The 25,800-nt window shown below is 65.2% G+C and carries 16 protein-coding genes and 1 riboswitch; of the genes, 7 read left to right on the top strand and 9 right to left on the bottom strand.

Annotated elements, in window-relative coordinates:
- Positions 1 to 6: 6 nt before the first annotated feature.
- The 4 genes from HLH45_RS19420 to HLH45_RS19405 all read right to left on the bottom strand — a co-directional run bounded on the left by HLH45_RS19420 (position 7) and on the right by HLH45_RS19405 (position 5,388).
- Entirely contained in the window at positions 7 to 1,962 is a 1,956-nt protein-coding gene (locus HLH45_RS19420; RefSeq protein ID WP_008572084.1) for an AsmA family protein, read from the bottom strand.
- Positions 1,963 to 2,020: 58 nt separating this feature from the next.
- Positions 2,021 to 2,665, bottom strand: coding sequence for a PAQR family membrane homeostasis protein TrhA (gene trhA, locus HLH45_RS19415; RefSeq protein ID WP_008572085.1), 645 nt, complete (start codon positions 2,663 to 2,665; stop codon positions 2,021 to 2,023).
- Positions 2,666 to 2,740: 75 nt separating this feature from the next.
- A complete protein-coding gene (locus tag HLH45_RS19410) occupies positions 2,741 to 4,345 on the bottom strand; it encodes a peptide chain release factor 3 (RefSeq protein WP_008572087.1) in 1,605 nt (534 codons plus the stop codon).
- 137 nt (positions 4,346 to 4,482) lie between these two features.
- Entirely contained in the window at positions 4,483 to 5,388 is a 906-nt protein-coding gene (locus HLH45_RS19405) for a M23 family metallopeptidase (RefSeq protein ID WP_008572088.1), read from the bottom strand.
- Between the two features lie 127 nt (positions 5,389 to 5,515).
- A riboswitch (SAM riboswitch) is annotated at positions 5,516 to 5,636 on the top strand.
- A gap of 69 nt (positions 5,637 to 5,705) precedes the next feature.
- Between HLH45_RS19405 and metX the strand changes: the two genes are divergently transcribed.
- Genes metX through HLH45_RS19390 form a run of 3 tightly spaced genes read left to right on the top strand, consistent with a single transcriptional unit; the run spans position 5,706 to position 9,036 of the window.
- The gene (gene metX / locus HLH45_RS19400; protein WP_046931905.1) at positions 5,706 to 6,737 is read left to right on the top strand and encodes a homoserine O-succinyltransferase MetX; all 1,032 of its coding nucleotides are present in this window, start codon (positions 5,706 to 5,708) and stop codon (positions 6,735 to 6,737) included.
- Entirely contained in the window at positions 6,734 to 7,951 is a 1,218-nt protein-coding gene (locus HLH45_RS19395; protein ID WP_008575294.1) for an O-succinylhomoserine (thiol)-lyase, read from the top strand. Before metX ends, HLH45_RS19395 begins: the two co-directional genes overlap by 4 nt.
- The gene (locus HLH45_RS19390; RefSeq protein WP_011348197.1) at positions 7,948 to 9,036 is read left to right on the top strand and encodes a homoserine dehydrogenase family protein; all 1,089 of its coding nucleotides are present in this window, start codon (positions 7,948 to 7,950) and stop codon (positions 9,034 to 9,036) included. The genes HLH45_RS19395 and HLH45_RS19390 overlap by 4 nt, the downstream gene beginning before the upstream one ends.
- A gap of 332 nt (positions 9,037 to 9,368) precedes the next feature.
- On the opposite strand, the gene HLH45_RS19385 is transcribed toward HLH45_RS19390, so the two are convergent.
- Together HLH45_RS19385 and HLH45_RS19380 are read right to left on the bottom strand one after the other, a co-directional pair.
- On the bottom strand, positions 9,369 to 10,376 hold the full coding sequence (locus HLH45_RS19385) for an alpha/beta fold hydrolase (protein WP_008575299.1): 1,008 nt from the start codon (positions 10,374 to 10,376) through the stop codon (positions 9,369 to 9,371).
- A 334-nt stretch (positions 10,377 to 10,710) separates the two neighbouring features.
- On the bottom strand, positions 10,711 to 12,093 hold the full coding sequence (locus HLH45_RS19380) for an L-serine ammonia-lyase (RefSeq protein WP_008575300.1): 1,383 nt from the start codon (positions 12,091 to 12,093) through the stop codon (positions 10,711 to 10,713).
- Positions 12,094 to 12,180: 87 nt separating this feature from the next.
- Here HLH45_RS19380 and HLH45_RS19375 point away from each other — a divergent pair, with 87 nt between their 5' ends.
- The gene (locus HLH45_RS19375) at positions 12,181 to 12,420 is read left to right on the top strand and encodes a glutaredoxin family protein (RefSeq protein ID WP_008575301.1); all 240 of its coding nucleotides are present in this window, start codon (positions 12,181 to 12,183) and stop codon (positions 12,418 to 12,420) included.
- A 146-nt stretch (positions 12,421 to 12,566) separates the two neighbouring features.
- On the opposite strand, the gene HLH45_RS19370 is transcribed toward HLH45_RS19375, so the two are convergent.
- The 3 genes from HLH45_RS19370 to HLH45_RS19360 are packed head-to-tail and all read right to left on the bottom strand — an operon-like array spanning position 12,567 to position 14,368.
- The gene (locus tag HLH45_RS19370; RefSeq protein ID WP_008575303.1) at positions 12,567 to 13,136 is read right to left on the bottom strand and encodes a YceI family protein; all 570 of its coding nucleotides are present in this window, start codon (positions 13,134 to 13,136) and stop codon (positions 12,567 to 12,569) included.
- 9 nt (positions 13,137 to 13,145) lie between these two features.
- Positions 13,146 to 13,709: a cytochrome b gene (locus HLH45_RS19365; protein WP_008575305.1), complete on the bottom strand. Its 564-nt coding sequence runs from the start codon at positions 13,707 to 13,709 to the stop codon at positions 13,146 to 13,148.
- A complete protein-coding gene (locus HLH45_RS19360) occupies positions 13,706 to 14,368 on the bottom strand; it encodes a YceI family protein (RefSeq protein ID WP_008575306.1) in 663 nt (220 codons plus the stop codon). The genes HLH45_RS19365 and HLH45_RS19360 overlap by 4 nt, the downstream gene beginning before the upstream one ends.
- A gap of 96 nt (positions 14,369 to 14,464) precedes the next feature.
- Here HLH45_RS19360 and HLH45_RS19355 point away from each other — a divergent pair, with 96 nt between their 5' ends.
- The 3 genes from HLH45_RS19355 to HLH45_RS19345 all read left to right on the top strand — a co-directional run bounded on the left by HLH45_RS19355 (position 14,465) and on the right by HLH45_RS19345 (position 25,645).
- Positions 14,465 to 18,040 carry a hybrid sensor histidine kinase/response regulator gene (locus HLH45_RS19355; protein ID WP_008575308.1) on the top strand — a complete coding sequence of 1,192 codons (3,576 nt, stop codon included), beginning with the start codon at positions 14,465 to 14,467 and terminating at the stop codon, positions 18,038 to 18,040.
- Between the two features lie 303 nt (positions 18,041 to 18,343).
- Positions 18,344 to 21,871, top strand: coding sequence for a sensor histidine kinase (locus HLH45_RS19350; RefSeq protein ID WP_033478954.1), 3,528 nt, complete (start codon positions 18,344 to 18,346; stop codon positions 21,869 to 21,871).
- Between the two features lie 204 nt (positions 21,872 to 22,075).
- Positions 22,076 to 25,645: a hybrid sensor histidine kinase/response regulator gene (locus HLH45_RS19345; RefSeq protein ID WP_046931904.1), complete on the top strand. Its 3,570-nt coding sequence runs from the start codon at positions 22,076 to 22,078 to the stop codon at positions 25,643 to 25,645.
- Positions 25,646 to 25,800: the final 155 nt, after the last annotated feature.

Raw genomic sequence — 25,800 nt, 5'->3', positions numbered from 1 at the left:
GCTGCCTTACTGCGCGTACTTGCCGCCGCAATCGCTGTCTTTGCCCGGGCCTGGTTCGAAGGTCGCAAGCAGGGCAGCGGGCGGTGCGATGCTGCCGAGCGCGACCGCGATCGCGCCGCGCACGCCCAACGCCTTGAAGTCGGGGCGGAAGCTTGGGTCCTTGAAGGTGCCGCCGATCCGCAGCGGCGAGCGCAGGCTGAGGATGCTGCGATCTTTCGGGCGCGGGCGCAGCAGCAGATCGAGCGTTTCGTTCTTGAGGCTGATGTTGCCTTCGCCGACGATGATGGTGTCGGTGCTATCGAAGGCCAGTGCCCGCGACTGCATCAGCCCGTCCTGCACGCCGAAGTCGCCGAAGATGCAGCGCACAGGGATCTGCCGGTCCTTGGTGAGCAGGTATTTCAGCGATTCTGCGATGTCCAGGCCGGCCAGCTCCATGATCAGGTTGCCGACATGGCCGCGGCCCATGCCGACGCCGATGCTGCCATCGGCGCTGCCGAGCATCGCGGCGATGGAGTTGCCGCGGCCCCGCAGATCCAGCTCGCCGCCGATCGCGCCCGAGGCCTGCTTGGCGAGCGCGGCATCGGGAAACAGCTGATCCAGACGAATGCCGCGAATGCTGGCCTTCAGTTGGGTGGTGATGACTGCATTGCGCGCATCCATGCCGATGGTGGAGCGGATGTCGCCGCCGGCAACGCCGAAGTTCAATGGGTCCAACCGCAGCAAGCCGTCTTTCAAAGTCAGCGCGGCATCCATGTCGTCCAGTGGCCAGGACGGCGCGTTGATGCGCTGCGCACGCCAACGGACCTGGGCATCCATCGCACGTAACTTGGACAAGTCGTAAGGCGTTGCCGGTAGAACGCGAGGGCTGGCGGCAAGCTGCGCGGCCTGCCTTTTCTGCTCGGCGTTTGCCGATTCGTTGGTTCCGGTCTTTGGGGGCGCGCCGACGAACCCGGCCAGATCGTCGAAATCCAGCCGCTTGGACGCCAGGTCTGCGCGCAGGAACGGGCGCTTGTTGCGCAGGTCGATCTCTGCAGTGCCGGAAAGATCGCTGTCACCGGCAGTGCCGGTGAACTTTTCATAGCGCCAGACATCGCCGTCGCGGCGCAGGCGGCCGTCCAGCTTGTAAGGCGGCGTGGAGGGCATCGCGACGCCGATCAGCGGGTACAGGTCTTCCATATCCTGCCCGCTGAGCGCCATCTGCAGGTCGAACACCCGGAACTGAAACGGATTGGTCAAGGTGCCGCGCACGTGCGTCCGCGTGGCGCCGGCGCTGCCGCGCAGATCGATGCGGAAGGGGTGTTCGGTCTGGCTCAATTCCAGTGGCGAGGCGGTATTGCCCTTGAGCGAGAACGGGTAGCCTTTCCAGCGACCCTTGCCATCGATGCCGATCGGCGCAGCGCGCTGGTCGCTGCTGGGCGGCGCCAGGCTGTTGATCGCCACATCCACGTCCGAGCGGCTGGCATCGTCGATATATTGCAGCCGCCCGTTGTTCACCAACAGGCGGCCCAGGCGCGGCATGCTGCCGTCGCCATCGCTCTGGTCGAAGACCCAGTTACCCGGATGGCTGTCGTTGCCGGCTTCCAGCAACAGGGTGGGGTGCTCCAGCCGGATCTCCGGCAGCCGCAGACTGCCGCGCAGCAATGGCCAGAATTCGACATCGATCTCGGCCGCGTTCATTTCTGCCATCGCGCCGCGCTTGGACCAAAGCGCATTGCCCAAGCTCAATCGCTCGCCGCGCACCGTGGTGATACGGCCCAGATCGACATCCAGATGGCCCAGATGAAATTCGCGCCCGGTCTTCGCGCTGACCGCGCGTTCGACCGGCCCGCGTAACCAGTTCCAGTCGAACAGCAGGACGAAGATCGTTATGAGGACAGCAACGATGCCGAGCCCGATCCACCAGCGGCGACGGCGCGAGACGCGGGCGGGCGATCGAGCGGGAGAGGAGGGCACGTTGTTCACGTGCACAATGGTTGGCGATGGCTCGTGCACGGCGCGCGAACGCGCTGTCGGTCACAGATCACATCACCTGCGCGGTCACCGCAACGAAGTGGCAAGCGCTACCGGCGAGCACGAACAGATGCCAGATGGCATGGAAGTAACGCTGGGTGTCGCGCTGATAGAAATACGTGCCCAAGGTGTAGAAGAGCCCGCCAGCCAGCAGCCAGCACAGCGACCAGGTGTCGACAGAGCGCAGCAGCGGCTCGATGGCCACGATGATCAGCCAGCCCATCGCCAGATACAGCACCGTCGAGAGCAATCGAAAGCGACCGGTAAAAAACAGTTTGAAGATCACCCCGGCGGCGGCGATCGTCCAGATGGCGGCGAATAATCCCCAGCCCCAGGGGCCGCGCAGATTGATCAACGTAAACGGTGTGTAGGTGCCGGCGATCAGCAGATAGATCGCGCAATGATCGAGCACCTGCAGGCGCGCCTTGGCGCCCGGATGCGGAATGGCATGGAACAGCGTGGAGGCGACGTAGAGCAATACCAGCGTGGCACTGAACACGATGGCAGTGGCCAGTTGCCAGCCATCGCCATAGATGGCGGCCAGCGTGATCAGCACCGAACCACCAGCCAGTGCGGCAACCGCACCCAGGCCGTGCGTGACGGCACTGGCGATTTCGTCGCGCAGGTCGGTCGAGGGGGAGGCGTCTGCGTTCATGCCAAAAAGGTACCGCAATTGCGAGCAATTCGCATCGCCAGCGGTACCGCACGCTTGCCGCAGGTCATGTGCAGGTCAATCGATCGCCTTGACATGCGCATGTTCGCGGGTGGCCGAAAAGCGCACATCCGGCGCGCGTTCCTGTGCCAGCTGCAGATTCACGCGAGTCGGTGCCAGGTACACCAGCTGGCCGGCCGCGTCGATGCCCAGGTTGCCGGCATTTTTTTCGCGAAATTCTTCCAGCTTCTTGGGATTGTCGCAGTGCACCCAGCGTGCAGTGGTGACGCTCACCGGCTCGAAGATCGCATCCACGCCGTATTCGTCCTTGAGCCGGTACGCGACCACGTCGAACTGCAGTACACCGACCGCGCCCAGGATCAGGTCGTTGCTCATCAACGGGCGGAAGAATTGCGTGGCGCCTTCTTCGGACAGCTGCGCCAGGCCCTTCTGCAATTGCTTGAGCTTGAGCGGATCGCGCAGGCGCGCGCGGCGGAACAGTTCCGGCGCGAAGTTGGGAATGCCGGTGAACGACAGCGATTCGCCTTCGGTGAAGGTATCGCCGATGGAAATGGTGCCGTGGTTATGGATGCCGATGACATCGCCCGGCCACGCTTCTGCGGCGATCTCGCGATCGGACGCCATGAAGGTCAGTGCATTGGCCAATTTGACGTCCTTGCCGCTGCGCACATGCAGCGTCTTCATGCCGGCAGTGAACTTGCCAGAGCACACGCGCATGAAGGCCACGCGGTCGCGATGCTGCGGATCCATGTTGGCCTGAATCTTGAACACGAAGCCGCTCAATTTGGCTTCGGTCGGCTCCACGCGGCGGCCGGTGGTTTCGCGCGCCTGCGGCGGCGGTGCGTGTTCGACGAAGAAATCCAGCAACGGTTGCACGCCGAAATTGTTGACGCCCGAACCGAAGAACACCGGGGTCTGCTGGCCGGCGCGGTACGCGTCAAGATCGAACGGGTTGCTGGCACCTTGCACCAGTTCCAGCTCCTCGCGCAGCTCGGCCAGCATCTGCTCGCCGATCTTTTCGACCAGGCCGGGCGCCTCCAGCGAGGGGAAGATGGTGGAATCCTGACGGGTGAAATTGCGCCCCTGTTCGTACAGATGCACTTCGCCGGAGATCAGGTGCACCACGCCCTTGAGGCGCTGGCCCATGCCGATCGGCCAGGTGACCGGTGCGCACTGGATGCCGAGCACGGTTTCCACTTCATCCAGCAGATCGATCGGGTTCTTGCCCTCGCGATCGAGCTTGTTGATGAAGGTCATGATGGGCGTGTCGCGCAGCCGGCAGACTTCCATCAGTTTGATGGTGCGTTCTTCCACGCCCTTGGCCACGTCGATGACCATCAGCGCCGAGTCCACCGCGGTGAGCACGCGGTAGGTATCCTCGCCGAAGTCGGCGTGGCCGGGCGTGTCGAGTAGGTTGACGATCTTGCCCTCGTACGGGAACTGCATCACCGAGGAGGTCACCGAGATGCCGCGCTCTTTTTCCAGCGCCATCCAGTCCGAGGTGGCATGGCGTGCGGCCTTGCGGCCCTTCACCGAGCCGGCCATCTGGATTGCGCCGCCGAACAGCAACAGCTTTTCGGTCAGCGTGGTCTTGCCGGCATCGGGATGGGAAATGATGGCGAAGGTGCGCCGGCGCGCGGCTTCGTTGGAGACTTCGGACATGGGCGGGGGCGCGCCCGGTCGGACGCCTGCGGAAACTGAGGAAGCCGACGATTATAGCGGCTTCGCTGCGGCACGCTTTTGCGGCAGGGGTTGGGCTCGGCGATTTGGGCGGCGGACGTCGGTCAAGCCTGCGGCGGTCAGGGCGCCGGCGAGGGAAACCGTAGCTCGCCCTGCGGGCCGAGCATGCGGAACGGCAACGAGAGCAACTGCATGCCGGCATTGCGCTGGATTGCAAAATGCAGATGCGGCGCGGTGCTGAAGCCGGTATTGCCTGAGGCACCAAGCCGTTCGCCGGTGCGCACCGCCTGGCCAGGTCGCACCGCCACGCCGTCGGGCGCCAAGTGGGCGTACAGGGCCATGCTGCCGTCGGCATGCAGGACGCGCACCAGGTTACCGCCGCCAGCGGCGGGGTCGCTTGGGGTGCTGTCGAGGACATCGCGCTGCACTTCCATGACCACGCCCTCGCGCGCTGCCAGCACCGGCGTGCCCTGCGGCATGGCGAAGTCCACCGCATACCAGTTGGGCGGATCGGCGTGGCTGAACTGCCCGCCAAAGCCCTGCGCCACCTGCACCGGCACGTTGTGGAATGGCAATTGATAGCGCACCGGCTGCGGGGCGGCCCTCGGATCGCCCGGCACCACCTCGAGCGTGAGGCCGAAACCGCCCAGGGTGCGCTGATTGCTGGCTGGATACAGCCGGGTCACGAGGCGGCGCTCGTGTGCGGCCAACTCGAGCGTCAGCGGTAATTGCGGCACGGCGCGGTAATCCTCGCTGGGCGGTGCGCTCAGGCGTAGTTGCGCAGGCCCGGCCAGTGGATTGGTGACCCAGGCCAGATACACCGGTGCCTGCCATTCCAGTTGCAGCGAGGCGCCAGTGCCTGTGGCTGCCGTCGCGGGTGGTGTGTCAGGTGCCTGGGGCGAGTGGTTTGCAGCGCCGGGCCAATGCCAAGGCTGTTGTGCGGGTGCCGCAGGTGCCCAGGCCGGCAGCAGGACGCATGCCGCGATCAGGGCGGGCAGGGCAGTACGAGACACGTGGTAGGGCACGCCATCGACTCGAGCAAGGGGGCGCAAGTATGCGGCCCAACATCGACCGGAGTGGTATCGGATGAAAATATATCTTTCCATCCGCATGAAGAGATTGACATCGCAAAATTCCGGTGGCATCTTAGCCTCACCATCGAGACCGGCGGAGGGACAGGCCCTTTGATGCCGGGGCAGCCAGCGGAGCGCGCAAGCGTCCGCGTTTGGTGCCAAATCCTGCGGGGACCTCCGCGTCCGCCGAAAGATGGTTCGAATCGTGCCTTGCGCACGTCGAACGCGAGCTCCGCGAAGCTCGATGGCCGATCCACCTGGATACCGCCATGAGCCTCGTGAACACAGCATCGCCGTCTACCAACGATTTCGTTGACACCCCCGCCAGCAGCGACGACGGCATCACTGCCGTGCGCGGCGAACGCGTCATCGCCCTGCCGATGCGCCATGCCGGCATGCGCGAGCTGCGGCTGCGCTATGAACTGATCGGCGCGGCCAATGCGCCGGTGGTTTTCGTGGCCGGCGGCATTTCCGCGCACCGCCATCTGGCCGCCAGCGACCTGTTCCCCGAAAAGGGCTGGGTGGATGGGCTGGTCGGCGATGGCCGCGCACTGGATCCTGCCGCGCGTCGCCTGCTGGCATTCGACTTTCTCGGTGCCGATGGCAACCTGGACGCGCCGATCGATACCGCCGATCAGGCCGATGCGATTGCCGCCTTGCTGGACGCGCTGGGCATCGGACGCTTGCATGGCTTTGTCGGCTATTCCTACGGTGCGCTGGTGGGATTGCAATTTGCAATTCGCCATGCGGCCCGTGTCGGCACCCTGGTCGCGGTGAGCGGCGCGCACCGCGCGCATCCGTATGCGGCGGCCTGGCGTGCCCTGCAGCGCCGCGCGGTGGCGCTGGGCCAGCTGCAGTGCGCGGAGCAGCATGGCCTGGCGCTGGCGCGTCAGTTCGCCATGCTCAGCTACCGCACGCCGGAAGAATTCAGCGAGCGCTTCGATGCGCCGCCGGAGGTCATCAACGGCCGCGTGCGTGTGGCCGCCGAGGACTATCTGGACGCCGCCGGTGCGCAGTACGTAGCGCGCACGCCGGTGAACGCGTATCTGCGCCTGTCCGAATCGATCGACCTGCATCGCATCGACCCCGCGCAAGTGCGCGTGCCCACCGTGGTGGTGGCGGTGGAGGGCGACCGCCTGGTGCCGCTGGCCGACATGGTCAGCCTGGTCGAAGGCCTCGGCCCGCGCGGCAGCCTGCGCGTGTTGCGCTCGCCGTATGGGCACGACGCCTTCCTGAAAGAAATCGATCGCATCGACGCAATCCTCACTATCGCCCTTCGCAGCACCGGAGAAACCGCATGAGCTTTCGTGACCCCACCGACGCCCCCTGTACTGCTGCCACCGCCGCCGTGCGTGCCGGTATCGATCGCGACACCGCCTACGGGGCAGTGACCCCGCCGATCGTGCTGTCGTCGAATTTCTCGTTCGATGGTTTCGGCAACAAGCGCCAGTACGACTACACCCGCAGCGGCAATCCGACCCGCGACCTGTTAGGCGAAGCGCTGGCCGAACTGGAAGGCGGCGCGGGCGGCGTGATCACCTCCACTGGCATGGGCGCGATCAATCTGGTGCTCAACGCGGTGCTGCAACCCGGCGATACGCTGGTGGTGCCGCATGATGCGTACGGCGGCAGCTGGCGCCTGTTCAATGCCTTGGCCAAGAAAGGCCACTTCGCGCTGATCACCGCGGATCTGACCGATCCGCGTTCGCTGGCCGACGCATTGGCGCAGTCGCCCAAGCTGGTGCTGATCGAAACCCCGTCCAACCCGCTGCTGCGCATCACCGATCTGCGCTTTGTCATCGAAGCTGCAAGGAAGGTCGGCGCATTGACGGTGGTGGACAACACGTTCCTGTCGCCGGCGCTGCAGAAGCCGCTGGATTTCGGTGCCGATCTGGTTCTGCACTCCACCACCAAGTACATCAACGGCCATAGCGATGTGGTGGGCGGTGCGGTGGTGGCACGCGATGCCCAACTGCATCAGCAACTGGTGTGGTGGGCCAATGCGTTGGGCCTGACCGGCTCGCCGTTCGATGCCTTCCTTACCTTGCGCGGTCTGCGCACGCTGGATGCCCGGCTGCGCGTGCATCAAGAAAACGCCGATGCGATCGCTGCGTTGCTGGACGGGCATGCGGCGGTGAATCGGGTGTATTTCCCGGGGCTGGCCTCGCATCCGGGCCATGCACTGGCCGCGCGTCAGCAGAAGGGCTTCGGGGCGATGATGAGTTTCGAACTGGAAGGCGGCGAAGCGGCCGTGCGTGCGTTCGTCGATGGCTTGCGTTACTTCACCCTGGCCGAATCGTTGGGCGGAGTGGAAAGCCTGATCGCGCATCCTGCCTCGATGACGCACGCGGCAATGACCGCCGAAGCGCGTGCGGCAGCCGGTATTTCCGATGGCTTGCTGCGCCTGTCGATCGGGATCGAATCGGCCGACGATCTGCTGATCGATCTGCGCGCCGGCCTGGCCCGTGCCGAAGCGACCCTGACCGCCGCCAGCCGCAAACAGGTCGACGCGTGAGCAATGTCCTGCCCGTTTCGCGCCGCGCTCCGGTCGCTGCAGTGACGCCCACACCGCGCCTAGCCTTGCTGGGGACCGGCACCGTGGGGCGCGCGTTCGTGACGCGCTACACCGCGCTGCAGCAGCGCCAACTGCGCTTGCCGCGCTTCGATTGGCTGGCCAATTCGCGTGTTGCGCAGGATTGTGGCGTCAGCGCCGAGCAGGCCCTGCAGCACGCCAATGCGGCGCCGCGCTGGCAAACGCTCTTGCAGCCCTGGGCGGAAACCACCGCACTGCGTGCCGGCGATGTACTGGTGGATGCGACTGCCAGCGATGTCGTGGCCGATTGGCATGTCGAATGGTTGCAGCGCGGTGTGCATGTGGTCACCGCCAACAAACTGGGCCAGGGCACCGCGTTGTCGCGTGCGCAGGCGCTGCATGCGGCCCGCCATGCCAGCGGCGCGTATTACGGCGACAGCGCCACTGTGGGCGCCGGGCTACCGGTGTTGAGCAGCGTGCGCGCCTTGGTCGCCGGTGGGGATCGCATTCATTCGATCGAAGGCGTGTTGTCCGGATCGTTGGCGTGGCTGTTTCATCGCTACGACGGCAGTGGCGCGTTTTCCGCCTGCGTGCGCGAAGCGATGGCGGCTGGTTATACCGAGCCGGATCCACGCATCGATCTCTCTGGCGAGGATGTGCGGCGCAAGCTGCTGATCCTGGCGCGTGCCGCGGGGTGGCAACTGGAGGCCGAGCAGGTGCATGTGGAATCGCTGGTGCCTGCCGTCATTGCCAAGGCGCCGCTTGCTGAACTGGATGCGCAGTTGGGCGCGCTGGATGCGGTGGTGGGCGCGCGGTGGCAACAGGCGCGTGCGGCAGGGCGTTGCCTGCGCTTTGTCGGCCGTGTGGACGCGCATGGTGCAAGCGTGGGATTGCGTGAGCTGGCGCTGGACCACCCCCTGGCCGGCGGTGCCGGGACCGACAACCGCGTGGCGATCAGCAGTGACCGCTATCGCGCGCAGCCGCTGCTGATCCAGGGCCCGGGCGCGGGCGCCGAGGTGACTGCAGCGGCGTTGCTGGATGACGTGTTGCGGATCGTGGCCGGCTGATGGCGCGACCGAGCTGACGCCGGTGCGTTGCCGTGCGCCTTGCGGCGCTGCGGTGCGCGCGCGATCGATGCGGCGCGTGCCGACACCCTGGAGCCTCGAATGTGCGGGTTACAGGCGACCGCTCGTTCGATCTGGGCGTGGTCGCAAGATGATCGGATGCCGGAGATGGGTGCGTGATGGATGAAGGTTGGCGCGTGCGTGTTTACAACTGCCGGCACGCCGACTGCCGTGCCGGCGCGATCTGCCCATCGGTGCTGGCTGCAGCCGGTTTCGATCGGCCGCGGTGAAGATGAGAGGGCGACCGACCGTTGCCCTCGCATAGACCCACAGCATTACGGCGCGATCACCTTCAACAGCGCAGCATTGAAGCGGGCCGGATCCTGCACCTGTGGCGAATGGCCCAGATCGGCGAACTCGATCAGTTTCGCATTCGGAATCGCGGCTGCCGCGCGCTTGCCCAGCTTGGTGTAATCGCCCACACGTGCCTTGACCTCGGGCGGTGCGGTGTCCTTGCCGATGGCGGTGCGATCCTTGAGGCCGATGAACAGCGTGGTCGGCACCGCAAGTTTGGGCAGCTCGTAGACGACCGGCTGGTTGAACACCATGTCGTAGGTCAGCGCCTGATTCCACGCCACGGCCTGCTTGCCCTTGCCCAGCAACATACCGGCCTGCATGCGCGCCCAGCGTTCGAATGCCGGCTTCCATTGACCGGCGTAGTACACGTCCATCTGGTACTTCTTGATCCGTTCGAAGCTGGTCTTCAGCTCGTTGTCGTACCACGCATCCACGCTGCGCCAGGGGACGCCTTCGGCCTTCCAGTCTTCCAGCCCGATGGGGTCCACCAGCGCCAGATGCTCGGTGGATTGCGGGTACATCAGCGCATAGCGAATGGCCAGCATGCCGCCCATCGAATGGCCGACCACCACCGCACGTTCGATGCCGAGCGTCTTCAACAACGCATGCGTATTGTCTGCCAGTTGCGCGAACGAAAACTGATAGGCGGCCGGCTTGCTGGACTTGCAGAAACCGATCTGGTCTGGCGCGATGACGCGGTAGCCGGCCTTGCTTAGCGCGGCGATGCTGTCTTCCCAGGTGGCGGCGCAGAAGTTCTTGCCATGCAACAGCACCGCAGTGTGGCCATTGGGCGTGCCGGTTGGCGCAACATCCAGATAGGCCATTTCCAGCGGCTGCTGTTGCGAGGTGAATGCATAAGTCTTGACTGGATGTGGGTAGTCGAAGCCTTCCAGCCGCGGGCCATAACTGGCTTCCTGCGCCAGGAGCGGACTACTGGCCAGGGCGAGCATGAGGGTGCAAACGCGCTTTCGCATCGTGATCTCCATCAATCCAGCCCTGACGGTACAGCGGCGAATGTGGTGGGAACGTACAGCTGGGTGACGGTTGGCGGGCGCTGCAGGCGCGTTGCTGACGATGGCTGGCGACCCGGCTCCGATGCGTGCGCCGACCTCTATTGCCCTCATCCACGCTTCGCGCACCTTCTCCCCCGTGCGGGGAGAAGGGCAGCGCGTTCCCCGCGGCTGGTGCGTCCCCTCATCTGCATTTCGCGCATCTTCTTCCTGCGTGCACGAGAACGGCAATGCAAGGGCATGCATCCGTGGAGCGGGTTTTTTCGTCGCTGCGCGCGCTGGGTTGAGCAGCACTCCGCCTACGATTGGCTCAGCATTCGATGACGTTCACCGCCAGCCCGCCGCGGCTGGTTTCCTTGTACTTGTCCTGCATGTCGCGGCCGGTGTCGCGCATGGTCTTGATGACCTTGTCCAGCGAGACCTTGTGCTTGCCGTCGCCACGCATGGCCATGCGGCTGGCGTTGATGGCCTTCACCGCGCCCATGGCGTTGCGTTCGATGCACGGAATCTGCACCAGCCCGCCGATCGGATCGCAGGTCAGGCCCAGGTTGTGTTCCATGCCGATTTCCGCAGCGTTTTCGATCTGCCCGGGGTTGCCGCCGAGTGCGGCAACCAGGCCGCCGGCGGCCATCGAGCAGGCCACGCCCACTTCGCCCTGGCAGCCGACTTCGGCACCGGAAATCGAGGCGTTTTCTTTGTAGAGAATGCCGATGGCCGCTGCGGTGAGCAGGAAATCGAAGATGCGTTGTTCGGATGCGCCTGCGCAGAAGCGGTCGAAATAATGCAGCACCGCCGGAATGATGCCGGCCGCGCCGTTGGTCGGCGCGGTGACCACGCGGCCGCCGGCGGCGTTTTCTTCGTTGACGGCCAGTGCGTACAGGTTGACCCAATCCAGCGTGGTCAACGGGTCGCGCATGGCCGCCTCCGGCTTGGAGGACAGTTCGCGGTACAGCGCTGGTGCGCGGCGGGAGACATTCAGGCCGCCCGGTAGCGTGCCTTCTTCGCGGATGCCGCGCGTCACGCAGGACTGCATTGCATTCCACAGTTCGCGCAGGCCCGTACGGATCTCCTCTTCGCTGCGCCAGCTCTTTTCGTTCTCGAACATCAGCGCGGCAATGCTCAGGCCGCTGCGCGCGCACTGCGCCAGCAGTTCGTCGCCGCTGAGGAACGGGTAGGGCAGCGGCGTTTCGTCGGCCACGATGCGGTCGTCTGCGGCGTCGTCCTGATTGACCACGAAGCCGCCGCCGACCGAATAGTAATCGCGTGTGGCGATGACGGCTTCATCGGCATCGTAGGCGGTAAAGCGCATGCCGTTGGTGTGGTACGGCAGCTTCTGCCGCTTGTTCATCGGAAGGTCGCGCTTTTCGTCGAAGACGATGGCGTGCTGGCCCATCAAGGTGATGCGCTTGCTGGTACGAATGCGCTCCAGCGTGGCGGGGATGATGTCCGGGTCGATCAGGTTGGGGCGGTGGCCCTCCAGCCCGAGCAGCACCGCCTTGTCGGTGCCATGGCCGCGGCCGGTCAGGGCGAGCGAGCCGAAGACTTCGGCGCGGATGCGCACCACGTCCTGCAGGCGCCCGGCATCGAGCAGCCAGCGATGCACGAAGCGCTCGGCGGCGCGCATCGGCCCCACGGTGTGGGAGGAACTTGGGCCGATACCGATCTTGAACAGGTCGAACGTGCTGACAGCCATGCGTGCCGGAGAGGTGAGCGTAAAGGCAGTTATTCTAGTCGTTCGGCGCTTGCGGCACGGCTGCAGCGCAGCATGAGAGCCCGGCCGATGCACCTGACCCTGTACCAGCGCGACGATTGCCACCTGTGCGACCAGGCCGTGGAAGTGCTGGCGCAGGCGCGTGCAGGCGATTTCGACAGCGTGTTCATCGACGACGACGCGGCGCTTGAGGTCGTTTACGGCGCGCGCGTGCCGGTGCTGCGCGATGCGCGTGGACGCGAGCTGGATTGGCCGTTCGATCGCGTGCGCTTGCGCGCATGGCTGGACGACGACGTCGCCAAGCGGTAGGAGCGGCACGACAACGCGCCGGCTCCGCAATCTATAGCAGCCGGTGAGCACCGGCTCGCTGTCCCACGCCATGTGGGCACAAAAAAGCGGCGGACCCGACGAGTAGTCCGCCGCTCAGTGGCTGCGTCCGGTTGCAGCCTGTGGCGTTACTTCGCCTTCAACACGACCTTGGTGCTGATCGCGGTTTCGTTGGGAATGGTCTTGGTGTCGGCCCAGTCGCCGCCGCCCACGCCAAAGTCCAGCCGCTTGACGACGGCCTTGCCGGACAGCACCGGCTGCGCGCCGGGCGTCCAGGTAAAGGTCAGCATCACCGGCTTGCTGACACCGCGCAGTTCCAAGGTGCCGTCGGCAGCGTACTGGTTGCCGCCCAGGGCGCGGAACTTGTCGGCGCGGTAGCGCGCAGTGGCGAACTTGGCGACATTGAAGAAATCCGGACCCTGCAGGGTGGAATCGCGATCGTTGTTGCCGCTGACCGCGCTGGCCAGCGGGATACGCACATCGAGCTTGGCCCCGGCAAGATTGGCCGGATCGAAACTCAGCGTGGTGTCGAAGCCGGGGAACTTGCCGGTGAACACTTCACCGTCGTACTTGCTGGCAAATACCAGGCTGGAGCCGGGCGCCTGCACGTAATCGGCGGCCAGCACCGGCGCGGCGGCGAACGTGGCCACCAGCGAGGCCGCGACCAGCATCGGAGAGACAAACAACTTGGACGACATGGGAAATCCTTATGGTTTGGGAGCCAGCCAGCCACGCGGCAACATCCGCGCCAGGGTGGCGTCGCGCTGGAACAGGTGGTGGTAAAACGCAGCGCCGGCATGCGCCAATACCACGGCAATCAGCAACCAGAAACCCCATTCGTGGACGAAGTGCGCAATGGCGCGCAATTGTTCGTCCGGGGGGCTGAGCTTGGGCACATTGAACAGGCCGAACCAGCGAAACGGCCGCAGGCCGCTGGTGGAGTCGTACAACCAGCCCGACAGCGGCATGGCGAAGATCATGGCGTACAGCAGCCAGTGGGTGAACCCGGCGATGCGCTCCTGCCAGCGCGGCGTACCGGCCACCGGCGGCGGTGCGCCGGCGTAGATGCGCCACCCAAGCCGCACGATCACCAAGGCCAGGACAGTCAGCCCCACCGATTTGTGCGCCGTGTACACCCAGAAGTATTTCGGGGTCTTGGGCAGCTCGCCCATGGTCAGGCCGACGATGCCCAGCACCAGGATCAGCAGTGCGATCAACCAGTGCAGGGTCTGGCTCACACCGCCCCAGCGCTCGAGGTTCTTCATGCTCATGTGCCCGATTCCTGGGTGGCGGCGGCGTCCGCAGGCGTGGGTGTGGCTTGCGGCTCGGGGGTCTCCTCGTCGGCGCGCCCTTCGCGCACGGCTTCGGCTTCGATGCGCAACTCCACGCTGTCGCCGATCATCGATTTCCAGGCATCAATCCCGAACTCGGAACGGCTCAGCGTGGCGGTGGCGGAGAAACCGGCCGTACGGCGGAACGGCGGGAGCGGATGGCGCTTGAGCGCGTTGAGGGTGACGTCCAGGGTGACCGGGCGGGTGACCCCGTGCAGGGTCAGGTTACCGCTGACCTTGGCGTGGTTTTCGCCGCTGGCCTCGACGTGCGTGGAGACGAAATGCGCGTCGGGAAAGCGCTCGGCGTCGAGTAGGTTGCGTGCCAGGGTGGCCTGGTTCCACTTGGCATCGCCCAGGTCTGCGCGGTGCAGCGGCACGGTGACATCCAGCCGGGCGGCGGCCCAGTCGTCCGGGTCGAAGACCAAGGTGCCGCTACTTCCGGAAACGGTGCCCAATGCCTTGGAAAAGCCGGCATGTTCCACCGCGAACAGCACCCGGGTATGCACCGGATCCAGCGCATACCGCACAGGCGCAGCGGTGGCGGCGAGGCTGGTTGCAACCAGGGCAGAGGACACCAATAGGCGGGCGAGGATTGTCATGGGCGGATTCTAGACATATCCCGGCAACGCGCGCTCGGCTTGCGCTCGCAACGATCCGTTGCGAGCATGCCGGCTGGACGAGGAAAGGATTCCCCCATGCGTGTACTCATCGTGGTGCTGGCCGTGCTGTTGGCGATCTGGCCGTGCGCGGCAAAGATTCCGGAAGTGCCACGCTTTCGGATCGTGGGACCCAGCGAAGGATTGCCTTCGACGATGGTGGTTGCCATCAGCCAGGATCGCGCCGGCTATCTATGGCTTGGAACGCTCGACGGTCTGGTGCGGTACGACGGCGCGGGCTTCAGGACCTGGCGGCACGATCCGGCCGACCCCGGGTCGTTGCCCTGCAACGCGGTGCAGGCATTGCATATCGATGCGCTGGACCGGGTCTGGGTGGGCTGCGGCAAGACGCTGAGCGTGCTGGATGCCGGCCGCAGGCGTTTTGTTCACTATCGCGCTGCAGACTATCCATTGCTGAAGGACGGCGAGATCTTCAGCATCGCCGCATTCGATGGCGGCATCTGGGCCGGCACCACCACCGGTGCGCTGGTGCGCATCGGTGCCGACGGAGGGATGTCGTCGGTGAACCTGGGCGGGATCGAAGGCGCGCTGGATCACGCCATGGTCATGAACCTGGCGGTGGACAACCAGCACCGCCTGTGGATCGGCACCAGCAATGGCCTGGCCTATTACGACGGCACGCAACTGCACCGCCAATACGTCGCGGACGAGCCAAACCGGGAAGCGGCCATCTTCGGTTTGCAGTGGGCCGGGGACCGTTTGTGGCTGGGAAGCGAATCGGGATTGCATGTGCTGCGCGCCGACGGTCGCTGGCAGCCGCTTGCCTGGTCAACGATGTTCGGCAACGGTAATGAGTTCTGGGGCGCAGTCGCGACGCCGGATGGCGAATTCTGGCTGGGCAGCGGACGTGGTCTTTGGCGCACGCGCGGAGAGCGTCCACCGGTGCCCGCCCTGAGCGGGGAGGGGCCGCTGTCGCGTCGTAACGTGATCGGCTTGATGGGGGCGGCCGATGGCGGCCTGTGGGTGCCCATGCATGGCACCGGGCTCGGGTATCTGCCAGCCGACTGGAAACGCAGTGCCGTGCTCAAGCCCGCGGTGCCGATGGGCGATGCGATCTATTGCAACCTGGCGCCTGCCAAGCGCTCAGGGGGCTTATGGCAGGTCGATGCGCAGGGGCGTCTGTTGCGCGTGGATCCGAGCACCGGCGATTCGTTCCAGACAGGCCTGCAGTCGCCGCAGCTCAAAGGGATGGAGTTGGTGTCGGCATTGGAAGATCGCCTGCAACGGGTGTGGCTGGGGAATTTGACCTTTGGCCTTTCGCGGATGGACCTGCGTACCGGTGACTTCGTGCACTGGCCGTCCGATGGGCCCGAGCCGTCATCGGCGTTGTCGGCGCCGGAATGGATCATGGAGCATGGCGACACCGTCTGGATGGCCTTCATCGACATGGTGCAGCAGCGCGATCTACGCACCGGCAAGGTCTTGCAGCGGATGACCCAACAAGACCTGCATGGCCTACGCGCGATCGACATCCAACAACTGGACCAGGGCCCCGACGGACGCGTCTGGGTGGCCGGCGAGGGCGGCATGTTCGCATGGGACGACGCGACAAGCCGCTTCGTGCCGGTGGCAGGGCTTGAGGGGACGCCGATCCAGGCATTCGCCAGCCAGTCTGCGGACACACTTTGGGTATATCGCGCCTCCGGTGCAGAGCAGTGGCAAAAGCGCGCAGCCGGCTGGAAGCGCGTGCGTCAGGTAGGCGAAGCGGATGGACTGAGCGGGTTCGATGCCTCTGCCATGCAGATCGACCCGCGTGGCCGTGTCTGGATTTCCAGTCTGCGCGGGCTTTGGCGGATCGATCCCTCGGTGCATCCGGCGCGGGTCCGCAATATCGGCACGCGCGATGGCCTCACCAGTCAGGAGTTCATCCAGCATTGCCTGTTGACCTCGGGCGACACCTTGATCGGGGCAACCAGCGATGGCTCTACCGTGCTGCTGGATACGGCAATGCCGGATGTTGCCCCGTTCGTGCCGGCACTGCAGCTGGAACACGTCAGCGTGCTGCGCAATGGCGCACGCATCGCCTTGCCGATGGACCGCCCGTTCCAGCTGGGCCCGGAGGACCGCCAGCTGCAGATCGTCAGCCGCTTGCTGTCGTACAGCGACCCGCTGTCCAATCGGTATCGCAGCTTCCTGAAAGGCTTCGATACTGACTGGCAGACCATAGGCAACACCGGCATCCGCGAATTCGCCAGCCTGCCTGCCGGCAACTACACGCTTGCGCTGCAGGGCATCGACCCGCTGGGCAATCGCTCGCAGGTACGTTCGCTGCAATTTTCGGTCAGGCCCCCCTGGTGGCGTAGCGAGATCGGGATTGCGGCGATTGGGTTTTCCGGATTGCTGTTGAGCGCCTTGCTGGCCGCCGCTTATCGCCGACGTATCCGCATGCGCGCGCAATGGCAGCTGGCGCAACACAAGCGCGAGTTGGCCGAGCAGGCGTCGCTCGCCAAGACGCGCTTTCTGGCAACGTTGGGTCACGAGGTGCGCACGCCGATGACCGGTGTGCTGGGCATGAGCGAGTTACTGCTGCAGACCCCATTGGATGGCCGTCAGCAAGGCTATGCAAGCGCGATCCAGCTGGCCGGCAAGCACCTGCTGCGTCTGGTCAACGATGCACTGGATCTGGCCCGGATCGAAGCGGGCAAATTGCCGCTGGATTACCGCGATTTCGATCTGCGCCAGTTGGTCGGCCAGGTGGTGGAACTGGTGCGCCCGAGTGCCGAGCAGAAGCAGCTGGCCTTCCAGTGCGAGCTCGACGAGGCATTGCCGCCGGCATTGCATGGCGATGCCAGTCGCGTGCAGCAGATCCTGCTGAATCTGCTGTTCAATGCGGTCAAGTTCACCGAGCGCGGTAGCGTGCACCTGCGCCTTACCACATTGCCGCAGTACACCCGGCAGGGTCTGCGCGTGGAAGTGCGCGACACCGGGCCGGGCATGAGCGCCGAGCAGCGCGGACGGCTGTTCCAGCGGTTTGAACAGGCCGAAGGCGCGCTCACGCTGGCACGGCACGGCGGCAGTGGGCTGGGGCTGGCGATCTGCCGCGAACTTGCCGCGGCGATGGGCGGCGCGGTGACGGTCACCAGTGAATTGGGGCAGGGCGCGTGTTTTGTGGTCGAGCTGCCGTTGCACTGGGTGTCCACGTTGCCTGCGGTCACGCCGCCTGCAGTGCGCGCTCCGTCGCTGCGTGAGCAAGCGCCGTTGCAGCTGCTGCTGGTCGAGGACGATGCGACCGTGGCGCAGGTGATCGTGGGCCTGCTGCAGACGCGTGGGCATCACGTCACGCATGTGCTGCATGGTCTTGCCGCGCTGGCAGAGGTGAGCACGCGCAGTTTCGATGCGGGATTGTGCGATCTGGATCTTCCCGGCCTCGATGGTGCGGCGCTGGTGGCGCAGTTGCGCGCGCGCGGTGTGCGCTTCCCGATCGTGGCCGTGACCGCACGTGCCGACACGGATGCCGAACCGCAGGCGATGGCCGCCGGCTGCAATGGCTTTCTGCGCAAACCGGTCACTGGCGATTTGCTGGCGCAGGCCTTGGCGCGGGTGCTTGCCGATGTCGATGATGGCCAGCGCGAACGCGAGGCCGGCGACGCGTAGGTCCACGTGCAAGCCAGGCGAGGACGCGACAGCAGCCTCGCGCTGGCGCTGTCTTAGTTCCGCACGGCAGACAGCAAACCGGCAGTGCGTTCGCCACGACCAGTGCCATGCGCAGCAGATACCTGCTGCACTGGCCGGCCAAGCATTTGGTCGCATGCCGGGTCAGTCGCAGCGGGCAGCAGAACGGCAACTCGGCCAGGGAGCGAGCCAGTTCCTGGGACCAAGAACTGCGGCGTAGCGGGTAAAGTGCAGTCCCAACAAGGAACGCCGGGCGCACACGCGGCGATGGGGACACGGATGACGATGAAGAACGTGCTGATGTCGGTGCTGGCCGTGCTCTTGCTGCTGAGCGGGCTGGATGCGGCGGCGGTGAATCAGATCGAGACCCCGCGCATGCGCCGCTTCGGTAGTGCCGAAGGCCTGCCTTCGCGCATGGTGCTGGCCTTGGCCCAGGATCGGCAAGGCTATGTCTGGGCGGCGACCAGCGATGGCCTTGCGCGCTATGACGGCATCGGTTTGCAGGTATGGCAGCACGATCCGCATGTCGCCAGTTCGATTCCGGGCAACGAAGTGGAAACGCTGTTCGTCGATGATCGCGACCGGATATGGGTTGGCATCAACGGCTCGCCACCGAGCATGCTGGATGCGGCGCGCTCGGCGTTTACGACATTTCCCGACGTTGGCAGCGCATGCGATGGGCAGGTCTGGGCACTGGCCCAGGCACAAGATGCGATCTGGGTAGGAACCAGCAGTGCCGGGCTGTGCCGGCGCGAAGAAAATGGTCGGGTGACGGCGTTCCGTGCCACACCGGATGCGGCGGATGGACTGCCCAGCAACACCATCATGAGCCTGCTGACCGATGCGCGCGGCCGGCTATGGATCGGCACCGACAGCGGGTTGGTGATGCGCGACGGCGAGCGCTTCGTGCGCATCGCGCCAGACCGACTGAGCACGACGGTTTTCAAGCTCAGCAAGGATGCCGACGGTACGGTGTGGGTCGGGACCAGCAATGGCTTGTACAGGGTAACGCCTACCGGTGCGCTGGAACGTGCGTCCTGGAGCGGGGCCGATGCCCTGCGTGCCGCGACCGTGGTACACGATGTGCACGGTGGCTACTGGATTGGTGCAGCCGACGGATTTTTCCGGGTGGCGCCTGGAGAAACCGCGCTGCGCCTGATGGAAGGCGATCGCGGCAGCGGCTTCCTCACCGCACATAGCGGCGTGCTCGATGTGATGCAGGACCGGCAGGGCGGGCTATGGCTCGGACTGATTTCGCAGGGCGTGGCGTATTTGCCGCCGGACTGGCGGCGGTTCTCCACCATTTTCCAGACCCAGGGCAAGCCGCTGGAGAGCCTGTATCTGGTCAACGCTGCGGCCGATGGCGACAGCTTTCTGGTGACGACCGGCGAAGGCGTCTACCGGCTCGGCAATGACGGTGAGCTGGTGCCGGTCCTGCATAGCGACGCATTGGCCGGCGGCACCGTGCAGTCGGTGCTGCCGGCCGGCGGCGGCAGTTTGTGGATCGCGCTGCGTGATGGCGTGACGCGCTATACCCCGGAGACCGGCCAGCAGCAGAAGCTCGCGATGCAGATCGGTGTTTCCGAAACGCATCGGGTGGAACTGATGACACCCGGCATCGATGGCGAATTCTGGGTTTCGATCGTGGAAGGTGGCGTACAGCGACGTGCCGCGGATGGACGGCTGCTGGCCACGTTCCGCTTCGGCACCGATCTCAGTGAAGTCGGCGGCATGGTGCAGCAACTGACGGTGCGGCCGGATGGCACCGCCTGGGTCGCAGCCGGGGATGGTGTGTGGGTCTGGCAGGGCGAACGCTTTCGCGCAGTGATCGAGGACGCCAATCATGAAGTCTATGCGCTGGCCTTCGTGTCGCCGCGCGAGTTCTGGGTTGGGCGTTCCGGTGCGCTGGAACGCTACAGCTGGGACGGGCGGCAGGCGCGCCTGCTGGAGCGGGTCGGGCACGAACACGGCCTGCCTCCTACCGAGATACGCGGCCTGGCGCTGGGCGGCGACGACACGGTCTGGGCCACCACCTCGCGGGGCCTGTTCGCTTACAAGCGCGGCCAGCCGCAGGTCCGCCGGTTCGGTCCACGCGACGGCCTGCCAGATAGCGAGTTTTCGATGCGTCCGCCGGCGATTGGTCCCAACGGCCAGGTGCTGGCGCTGACGACCAGCGGCATCGTGTTGTTCGATCCGTCGCAGCCATTTGCGCCTGCGCCGCTGGCCCGCCTGGTGATCGAATCGGTGCAGGTGCGGCGCAACGATGCCGAGCGCCCGCAGACGGTTGCCCACAACGCGCCGGTGATCCTGCAGGCGCGCGATCGCGATCTGCGCATCAGCGCACGGCTGTTGTCGTTTGTCGATCCGGCCTCCGCGCATTACCGCTACCGTGTCAATGGCTACGACGAACGCTGGGTGGAGCAGGGTGCCAGCGGCGAGCGCGTGATCTCGCGATTGCCGCCTGGCGACTACCGCATCGAGGTCCAGGCGCGTGCCGGCGATGGCGATTGGGTCGCTGCGCCGGTGTTGCAACTGGAGGTGCGGCCGCCGTGGTGGTTGAGCACGGCCGCGCAATTGGCCGCGGCAGCGCTCTGCATGCTGCTGCTGTACTTAAGTATTTGGGCCTGGCGAAAGCGCGTGCGGCGGCAGCAGGAGTGGGTGCTGACACAGCAGCGGCAACAGCTGGCCGAGCAGGCATCGATCGCCAAATCGCATTTCCTGGCGACGCTTGGCCACGAAGTGCGTACACCCATGACTGGCGTGCTGGGCATGAGCGAGTTGCTGCTGGCCACGCCGCTGAATGCCAAGCAGCGCGGGTATGTCGATGCGATCCGCAAGGCCGGCACGCATCTGCTGCGCTTGGTCAACGATGCACTGGATCTGGCACGCATCGAGGCCGGCAAGCTGGAGTTGGTACAGCAGCCCTTCGATCCCGCGCAACTCACCCAGGAACTGGCCCATTTCATGCATCCCATCGCTGACGCGCGCGGCCTGCGCTTGGAGTACCGCAATCAGCTTCCCCCGCATGTGGTGGTCGTGGGCGATGCAACGCGGGTGCGTCAGATCCTGATCAACCTGCTGGGCAATGCGATCAAGTTTGCCGAACGCGGCGAGGTGTCGCTCACCGTCAGCCAGCACGGCGATGCCCTGCGCTTCAAGGTGCGCGATACGGGTCCTGGCATCGGCTCGGAACAGCAGAAGCGACTGTTCCAGCGCTTCGAACAAGGCGAGGGTGCGCGCACCAGTTCGCGCTACGGCGGCAGCGGGCTTGGGCTGGCGATCTGCCAGGAACTCACCGTGGCGATGAAGGGCCGAATCCGCGTGCGCAGCCGGCTTGGCGTCGGCACCCAGTTCACCGTGGATCTGCCCTTGCCGATCGACCGCTCCGGCACACGTATCGCCACCGGCCAGGTGCAGGCGCCTGCAGGCGAGCCGCTGCGCATCCTGCTGGTGGAAGACGACCCGACCGTGGCGGAGGTGATCAGCGGCTTGTTGACCAATCGAGGTCACCGCGTGGTGCATGCCGCGCATGGGCTGGCTGCATTGTCGGAAACGGTGGATGGCAGGTTCGACATCGCGCTGCTGGATCTGGATCTCCCCGGGCTGGACGGCTTTGCCCTGGCATCGCAGCTGCGCCAGCTTGGCCATCGCTTCCCGCTGCTGGCAGTCACGGCACGCGCTGACAGCGCCGCGCAGACCCAGGCCAAGGCCGCAGGTTTCGACGGATTCCTGCGCAAACCGGTCACTGCCGATCTGCTGGTGGAAGCGATGACGGCTGCGCGCGCAGCCGCCGGCATGCAGGCCACGACCTAGCGTGGGTGCACGGCCCCGATGCGTTGACGATGCCGGTGCTCATCGGGCATCGCATCGCGTAAAGACGGCCGTACGATGCCTGCCTGCTGTAACGATCACCGTTGGCGCGCTTCTGTGTGTTGCCAGCATCAGGCAAGGTCCGCACTATGCGTGCAAAGGACACGCGAGCGCATGCTGCTACCACCACAACACCCCAGTCGTCGCATGCCGCTGAAAGCCTTGATGACGCGGGCTCTATTACTGCTTTGCCTGGCCGTCGTGTCAGGCTGGCCGAGTCTTACGCTGGCCGGCGTGCCGGTACTGCCGCAGCCGCGGCAGCTGACCGTGGCCGACGGGCTGCCATCCAACGTGGTGTACGGCTTCGATGAGGATGCCAATGGATATTTGTGGCTGGCCAGCAGCGATGGGTTAGCGCGTTACGACGGGCGAAACTTCCGTATCTGGCGCATCGAAGACGGTTTGCGCGACAACCAGATCTGGGCGGTTCACGTCGACAAGCGCAACCGGGTCTGGATCGGGACCGGCATGGCAGGCCTTGCGATGCTGGACCCCGCACGCCATCAGTTCACTTTCTATGATGGTGCGCGCTATCCGGAACTTCGCGGCGCTGCGATCTGGAACATCAAGTCTACCGACGACGGCAGCATATGGTTCGGCACTGAAATGAGTGGGCTATACCGGCTGCGGCCGGATGGTTCTCTGGAGCATTTCGCACATCGTGCCGACGATCCGCGCAGCTTGCCCGACAACGCGATCTATCGGCTCGATGTCGATACCCGCGGCACACTTTGGATCGGGACCGCCGATGGTGCTGCGCATTGGACGGGTAATGACTTCGAGCGGCAGGCATTTCCGGATGGCACCGCACAGATCATCACCCGGCTAACTGCCGATGCCGATGGCAGCATCTGGATCGGGACCAGCGACGACAAGCTGTTTCGGCGCGATCCAAGTGGTCATCTCAGTCCGCACCGTTGGCAGGCACCTGCAGAATATCCGGTATTGGGCGTGTTGTTGCGCGACCAGGACGGCAGCTATTGGCTGGACACCCTGGCCGGCCTAGGCCATACGACTGGTGCGGAGGTGCGCAATGTCCCCCTGTACAGTCTGTCTGCGCACGGGCGCATCCGTCCCAACTGGGAATCGGCATATCAGGATCGCGAGGGCGGTGTATGGTTTGCCAGCCCCAACGGCGGGCTCTGGCATCTCCCCTCGAATTGGCATCGTTTCGCGGTTGTTTTCAACTACATGGACGACGGTGGCCAAGGTGGCAATCTGGCGATCCAGGGCACTGCAAAATCGCGCGATGGTCGGATGTGGTTGGTGGGCACCTCGGGCGTGCTCGAACGCGTAGATCCTGCCACCGGCAAAATCGAGCGTGTATTGCCCACCCTGGGGTCTGCCAGCTGGTCCAATAGCGTGCTGGAGGATCGCAAGGGTAACGTCTGGGTCGGGCAGTTTGCCGAGCTGGTGCGCTTTGATCCCGCTACTGGCCAGGTGCAGCACTGGAAGGCTGCAGCAAGCGGCTCGGACGCGGCTGCACAGGACGCGACACTGGACGCTTCCTTGGAAGCGCTGCAGCAGACCGCCGATGGTCACATCTGGGTCCATGCCACGCTTGGGCTACAAGAGCGGGACGAACAAGGTCGCTTGCTGCGCACCATGTTGCGCGGGACCCACGGCCTTGCAGCAGATCTGGTGGTTTACGACCTGCAGGCTGGGCCGGACGGAGCGCTCTGGCTGGCCAGTAATCGTGGTCTGCAGCGCTGGAACGCGTCGATTGCGCGCTTCGAGCGCATTGCCGGCGCGCCCGACGAACCTATCTTCACTTTTCGCTTCAGCGACAACCAGATCGCCTGGTTTGCCGGGCTAGGGAAGCTCCATCGCTATTTGTGGAAGAACGGCACCCTGCAACATCTAGATACAGTGGGGCCCGAGCAGAACTTCCCTGCGCTTGCGCCACAGGGACTGGTGGTCGACCACGACGGTGTTGCCTGGATGTCCAGTATGCGTGGCCTGATTCGCGTTGACCCGGCCACGCGGGGCGTGCGCGTGTTCGGAGTTCATGACGGCCTGCCCAATCCGCAATTCGTTGCGCGTTCTTTGGTGCAATCGTCCAAGGGCATGATCGTCGGCGCGACGCCGGATGGGCTGGTGATCTTCGATCCTGCCGAACTCAAGCCGAATGATCATCGGGTGCCGTTGGTGATCGAACGTGTGGGGCTACGTCGCGGCGAGAGCGGGCTGGATCTGAGTCATGTCACGCCTTTGGTCATGCAGGACGGCGACCGCGACTTGCATATCGTCGCCCGCCTGCTCAGCTTCGCCGACTCCGAATCCAATAGCTACCGCTTCCGCCTGAGCGGCTACGACCCGGACTGGATCGATGTCGGGCCCAGTGGCGAGCGCCTGTTTTCGCGTCTGCCTTCAGGCCGTTACACGCTGGAAGTGCAGGGGCGCACTGCAGACGGGATCTGGTCGGCGAGCCAGACCTTGCGTTTTCAGGTGTTGCCGCCATGGTGGCTGTCGCCGTGGGGCTTGAGCCTGCTGGCCCTGCTGACCGTGTGCGTGATTGCTGCAGCGATCTTGTTGTACCGCCGTCGGTTGCGTCGCTTGAATGCCTGGCAGCTTGCGGTGCACAAACAGGAAGTGGCCGAGCAGGCGTCCCTGGCCAAGACGCGTTTTTTGGCGACCCTGGGCCACGAAGTGCGTACGCCGATGACGGGCGTCTTGGGCATGAGTGAGCTGCTGCTCAAGACCTCGCTGGATCTCAAACAGCGCAGTTACACCGAGTCGATCCGCCGCGCAGGCGCGCATTTGTTGCGGCTGGTCAACGATGCGCTGGATCTTGCGCGCATCGAATCCGGGCGGCTGGAGCTGGATGTGGAGCCGTTTTCGGTGCGTCAGCTGGTGGCCGAAGTGGAGGCGTTGATGGCGCCGCTGGCGCAGGAGCGTGGCCTGCGCTTCAGCCTGGAGATCGGGCTGCTCGGCGATATCACTGCCAGTGGCGATTGCACCCGCATCCGGCAGATCCTGCTCAACCTGCTCAATAACGCGATCAAATTCACCGAGCGCGGCGTGGTCGGGTTGAAGTTGACCACGCTCGGTTCCTATCAAGGCCTGCGCTTTGAAGTGGCCGACACGGGGCCGGGCATCAACGCCGAACAGAAAGCGCGGCTGTTCCAGCGCTTCGAGCAGGGCGATGGTGCCAGAACCACCTCGCGCTACGGCGGCAGTGGTCTGGGCTTGGCGATCTGCCAGGAGCTGGCAATCGCCATGGGCGGGCAGATCGAGGTGATCAGCCGACTCGGTGCGGGGACGCGCTTCGTGGTGGATCTGCCGCTGCGCTGGGTGGCTTCCAACGCCGCGCTCGGTGGCGAGACCGCGCATGCCGAGACGGCTGTCGAGCCGCAGCGCATCCTGCTGGTGGAAGACGACCCGACCATCGCCGAGGTCATCGTCGGCCTGCTGCAAGCGCAAGGGCATTCGGTCGTGCATGCCCCGCATGGCCTGGCGGCGCTGACCGAAGCGGCCGATAACACGTTCGATCTGGCATTGCTGGATCTGGACCTGCCCGGGCTGGATGGTTTTGCGCTGGCGCGGCAGTTGCGCGTCTTCGGCTACGACATGCCGTTGATCGCCGTGACTGCACGCGCCGACGAGGTCGCCGAACCAAGCGCGCAGGAAGCCGGCTTCGACAGCTTCCTACGCAAGCCGCTCACTGGCGACATGCTGGCCGCCACCATTGCCGAAGCGTTACGCAGCAAGCGCTGACAAGCGCTGCCGATGCTCTTTCACCTGAGCAGGCATCCAAGTATCACGCGGCGTGTTCGTCCGCTCCTGGGCCGCTCGAACAGCGATGCGGGTCGCGATGGTCTGGCCAGGCGGAAGGGCGCTGCAGGTGCCCTGCCACCCGGGGCGCGGCGAGC

The organism is Xanthomonas euvesicatoria, from assembly GCF_013112235.1.
Classification (GTDB): Bacteria; Pseudomonadota; Gammaproteobacteria; order Xanthomonadales; family Xanthomonadaceae; genus Xanthomonas; species Xanthomonas euvesicatoria.
The sequence above is the reverse complement of the archived record's forward strand: the minus strand, read 5'-3'. Positions and strand labels throughout refer to the sequence as shown.

Bases quoted from the DNA above. Each gene is read 5' to 3' on its own strand.
- HLH45_RS19365 (WP_008575305.1), bottom strand. From the start codon at position 13,709: ATGAGCATGAAGAACCTCGAGCGCTGGGGCGGTGTGAGCCAGACCCTG.
- trhA (WP_008572085.1), bottom strand. From the start codon at position 2,665: ATGAACGCAGACGCCTCCCCCTCGACCGACCTGCGCGACGAAATCGCC.
- HLH45_RS19380 (WP_008575300.1), bottom strand. From the start codon at position 12,093: ATGGCTGTCAGCACGTTCGACCTGTTCAAGATCGGTATCGGCCCAAGT.
- HLH45_RS19385 (WP_008575299.1), bottom strand. From the start codon at position 10,376: ATGGAGATCACGATGCGAAAGCGCGTTTGCACCCTCATGCTCGCCCTG.
- HLH45_RS19395 (WP_008575294.1), top strand. From the start codon at position 6,734: ATGAGCTTTCGTGACCCCACCGACGCCCCCTGTACTGCTGCCACCGCC.
- HLH45_RS19410 (WP_008572087.1), bottom strand. From the start codon at position 4,345: ATGTCCGAAGTCTCCAACGAAGCCGCGCGCCGGCGCACCTTCGCCATC.
- HLH45_RS19345 (WP_046931904.1), top strand. From the start codon at position 22,076: ATGCCGCTGAAAGCCTTGATGACGCGGGCTCTATTACTGCTTTGCCTG.
- HLH45_RS19370 (WP_008575303.1), bottom strand. From the start codon at position 13,136: ATGTCGTCCAAGTTGTTTGTCTCTCCGATGCTGGTCGCGGCCTCGCTG.
- HLH45_RS19350 (WP_033478954.1), top strand. From the start codon at position 18,344: ATGAAGAACGTGCTGATGTCGGTGCTGGCCGTGCTCTTGCTGCTGAGC.
- HLH45_RS19360 (WP_008575306.1), bottom strand. From the start codon at position 14,368: ATGACAATCCTCGCCCGCCTATTGGTGTCCTCTGCCCTGGTTGCAACC.
- HLH45_RS19355 (WP_008575308.1), top strand. From the start codon at position 14,465: ATGCGTGTACTCATCGTGGTGCTGGCCGTGCTGTTGGCGATCTGGCCG.
- metX (WP_046931905.1), top strand. From the start codon at position 5,706: ATGAGCCTCGTGAACACAGCATCGCCGTCTACCAACGATTTCGTTGAC.
- HLH45_RS19375 (WP_008575301.1), top strand. From the start codon at position 12,181: ATGCACCTGACCCTGTACCAGCGCGACGATTGCCACCTGTGCGACCAG.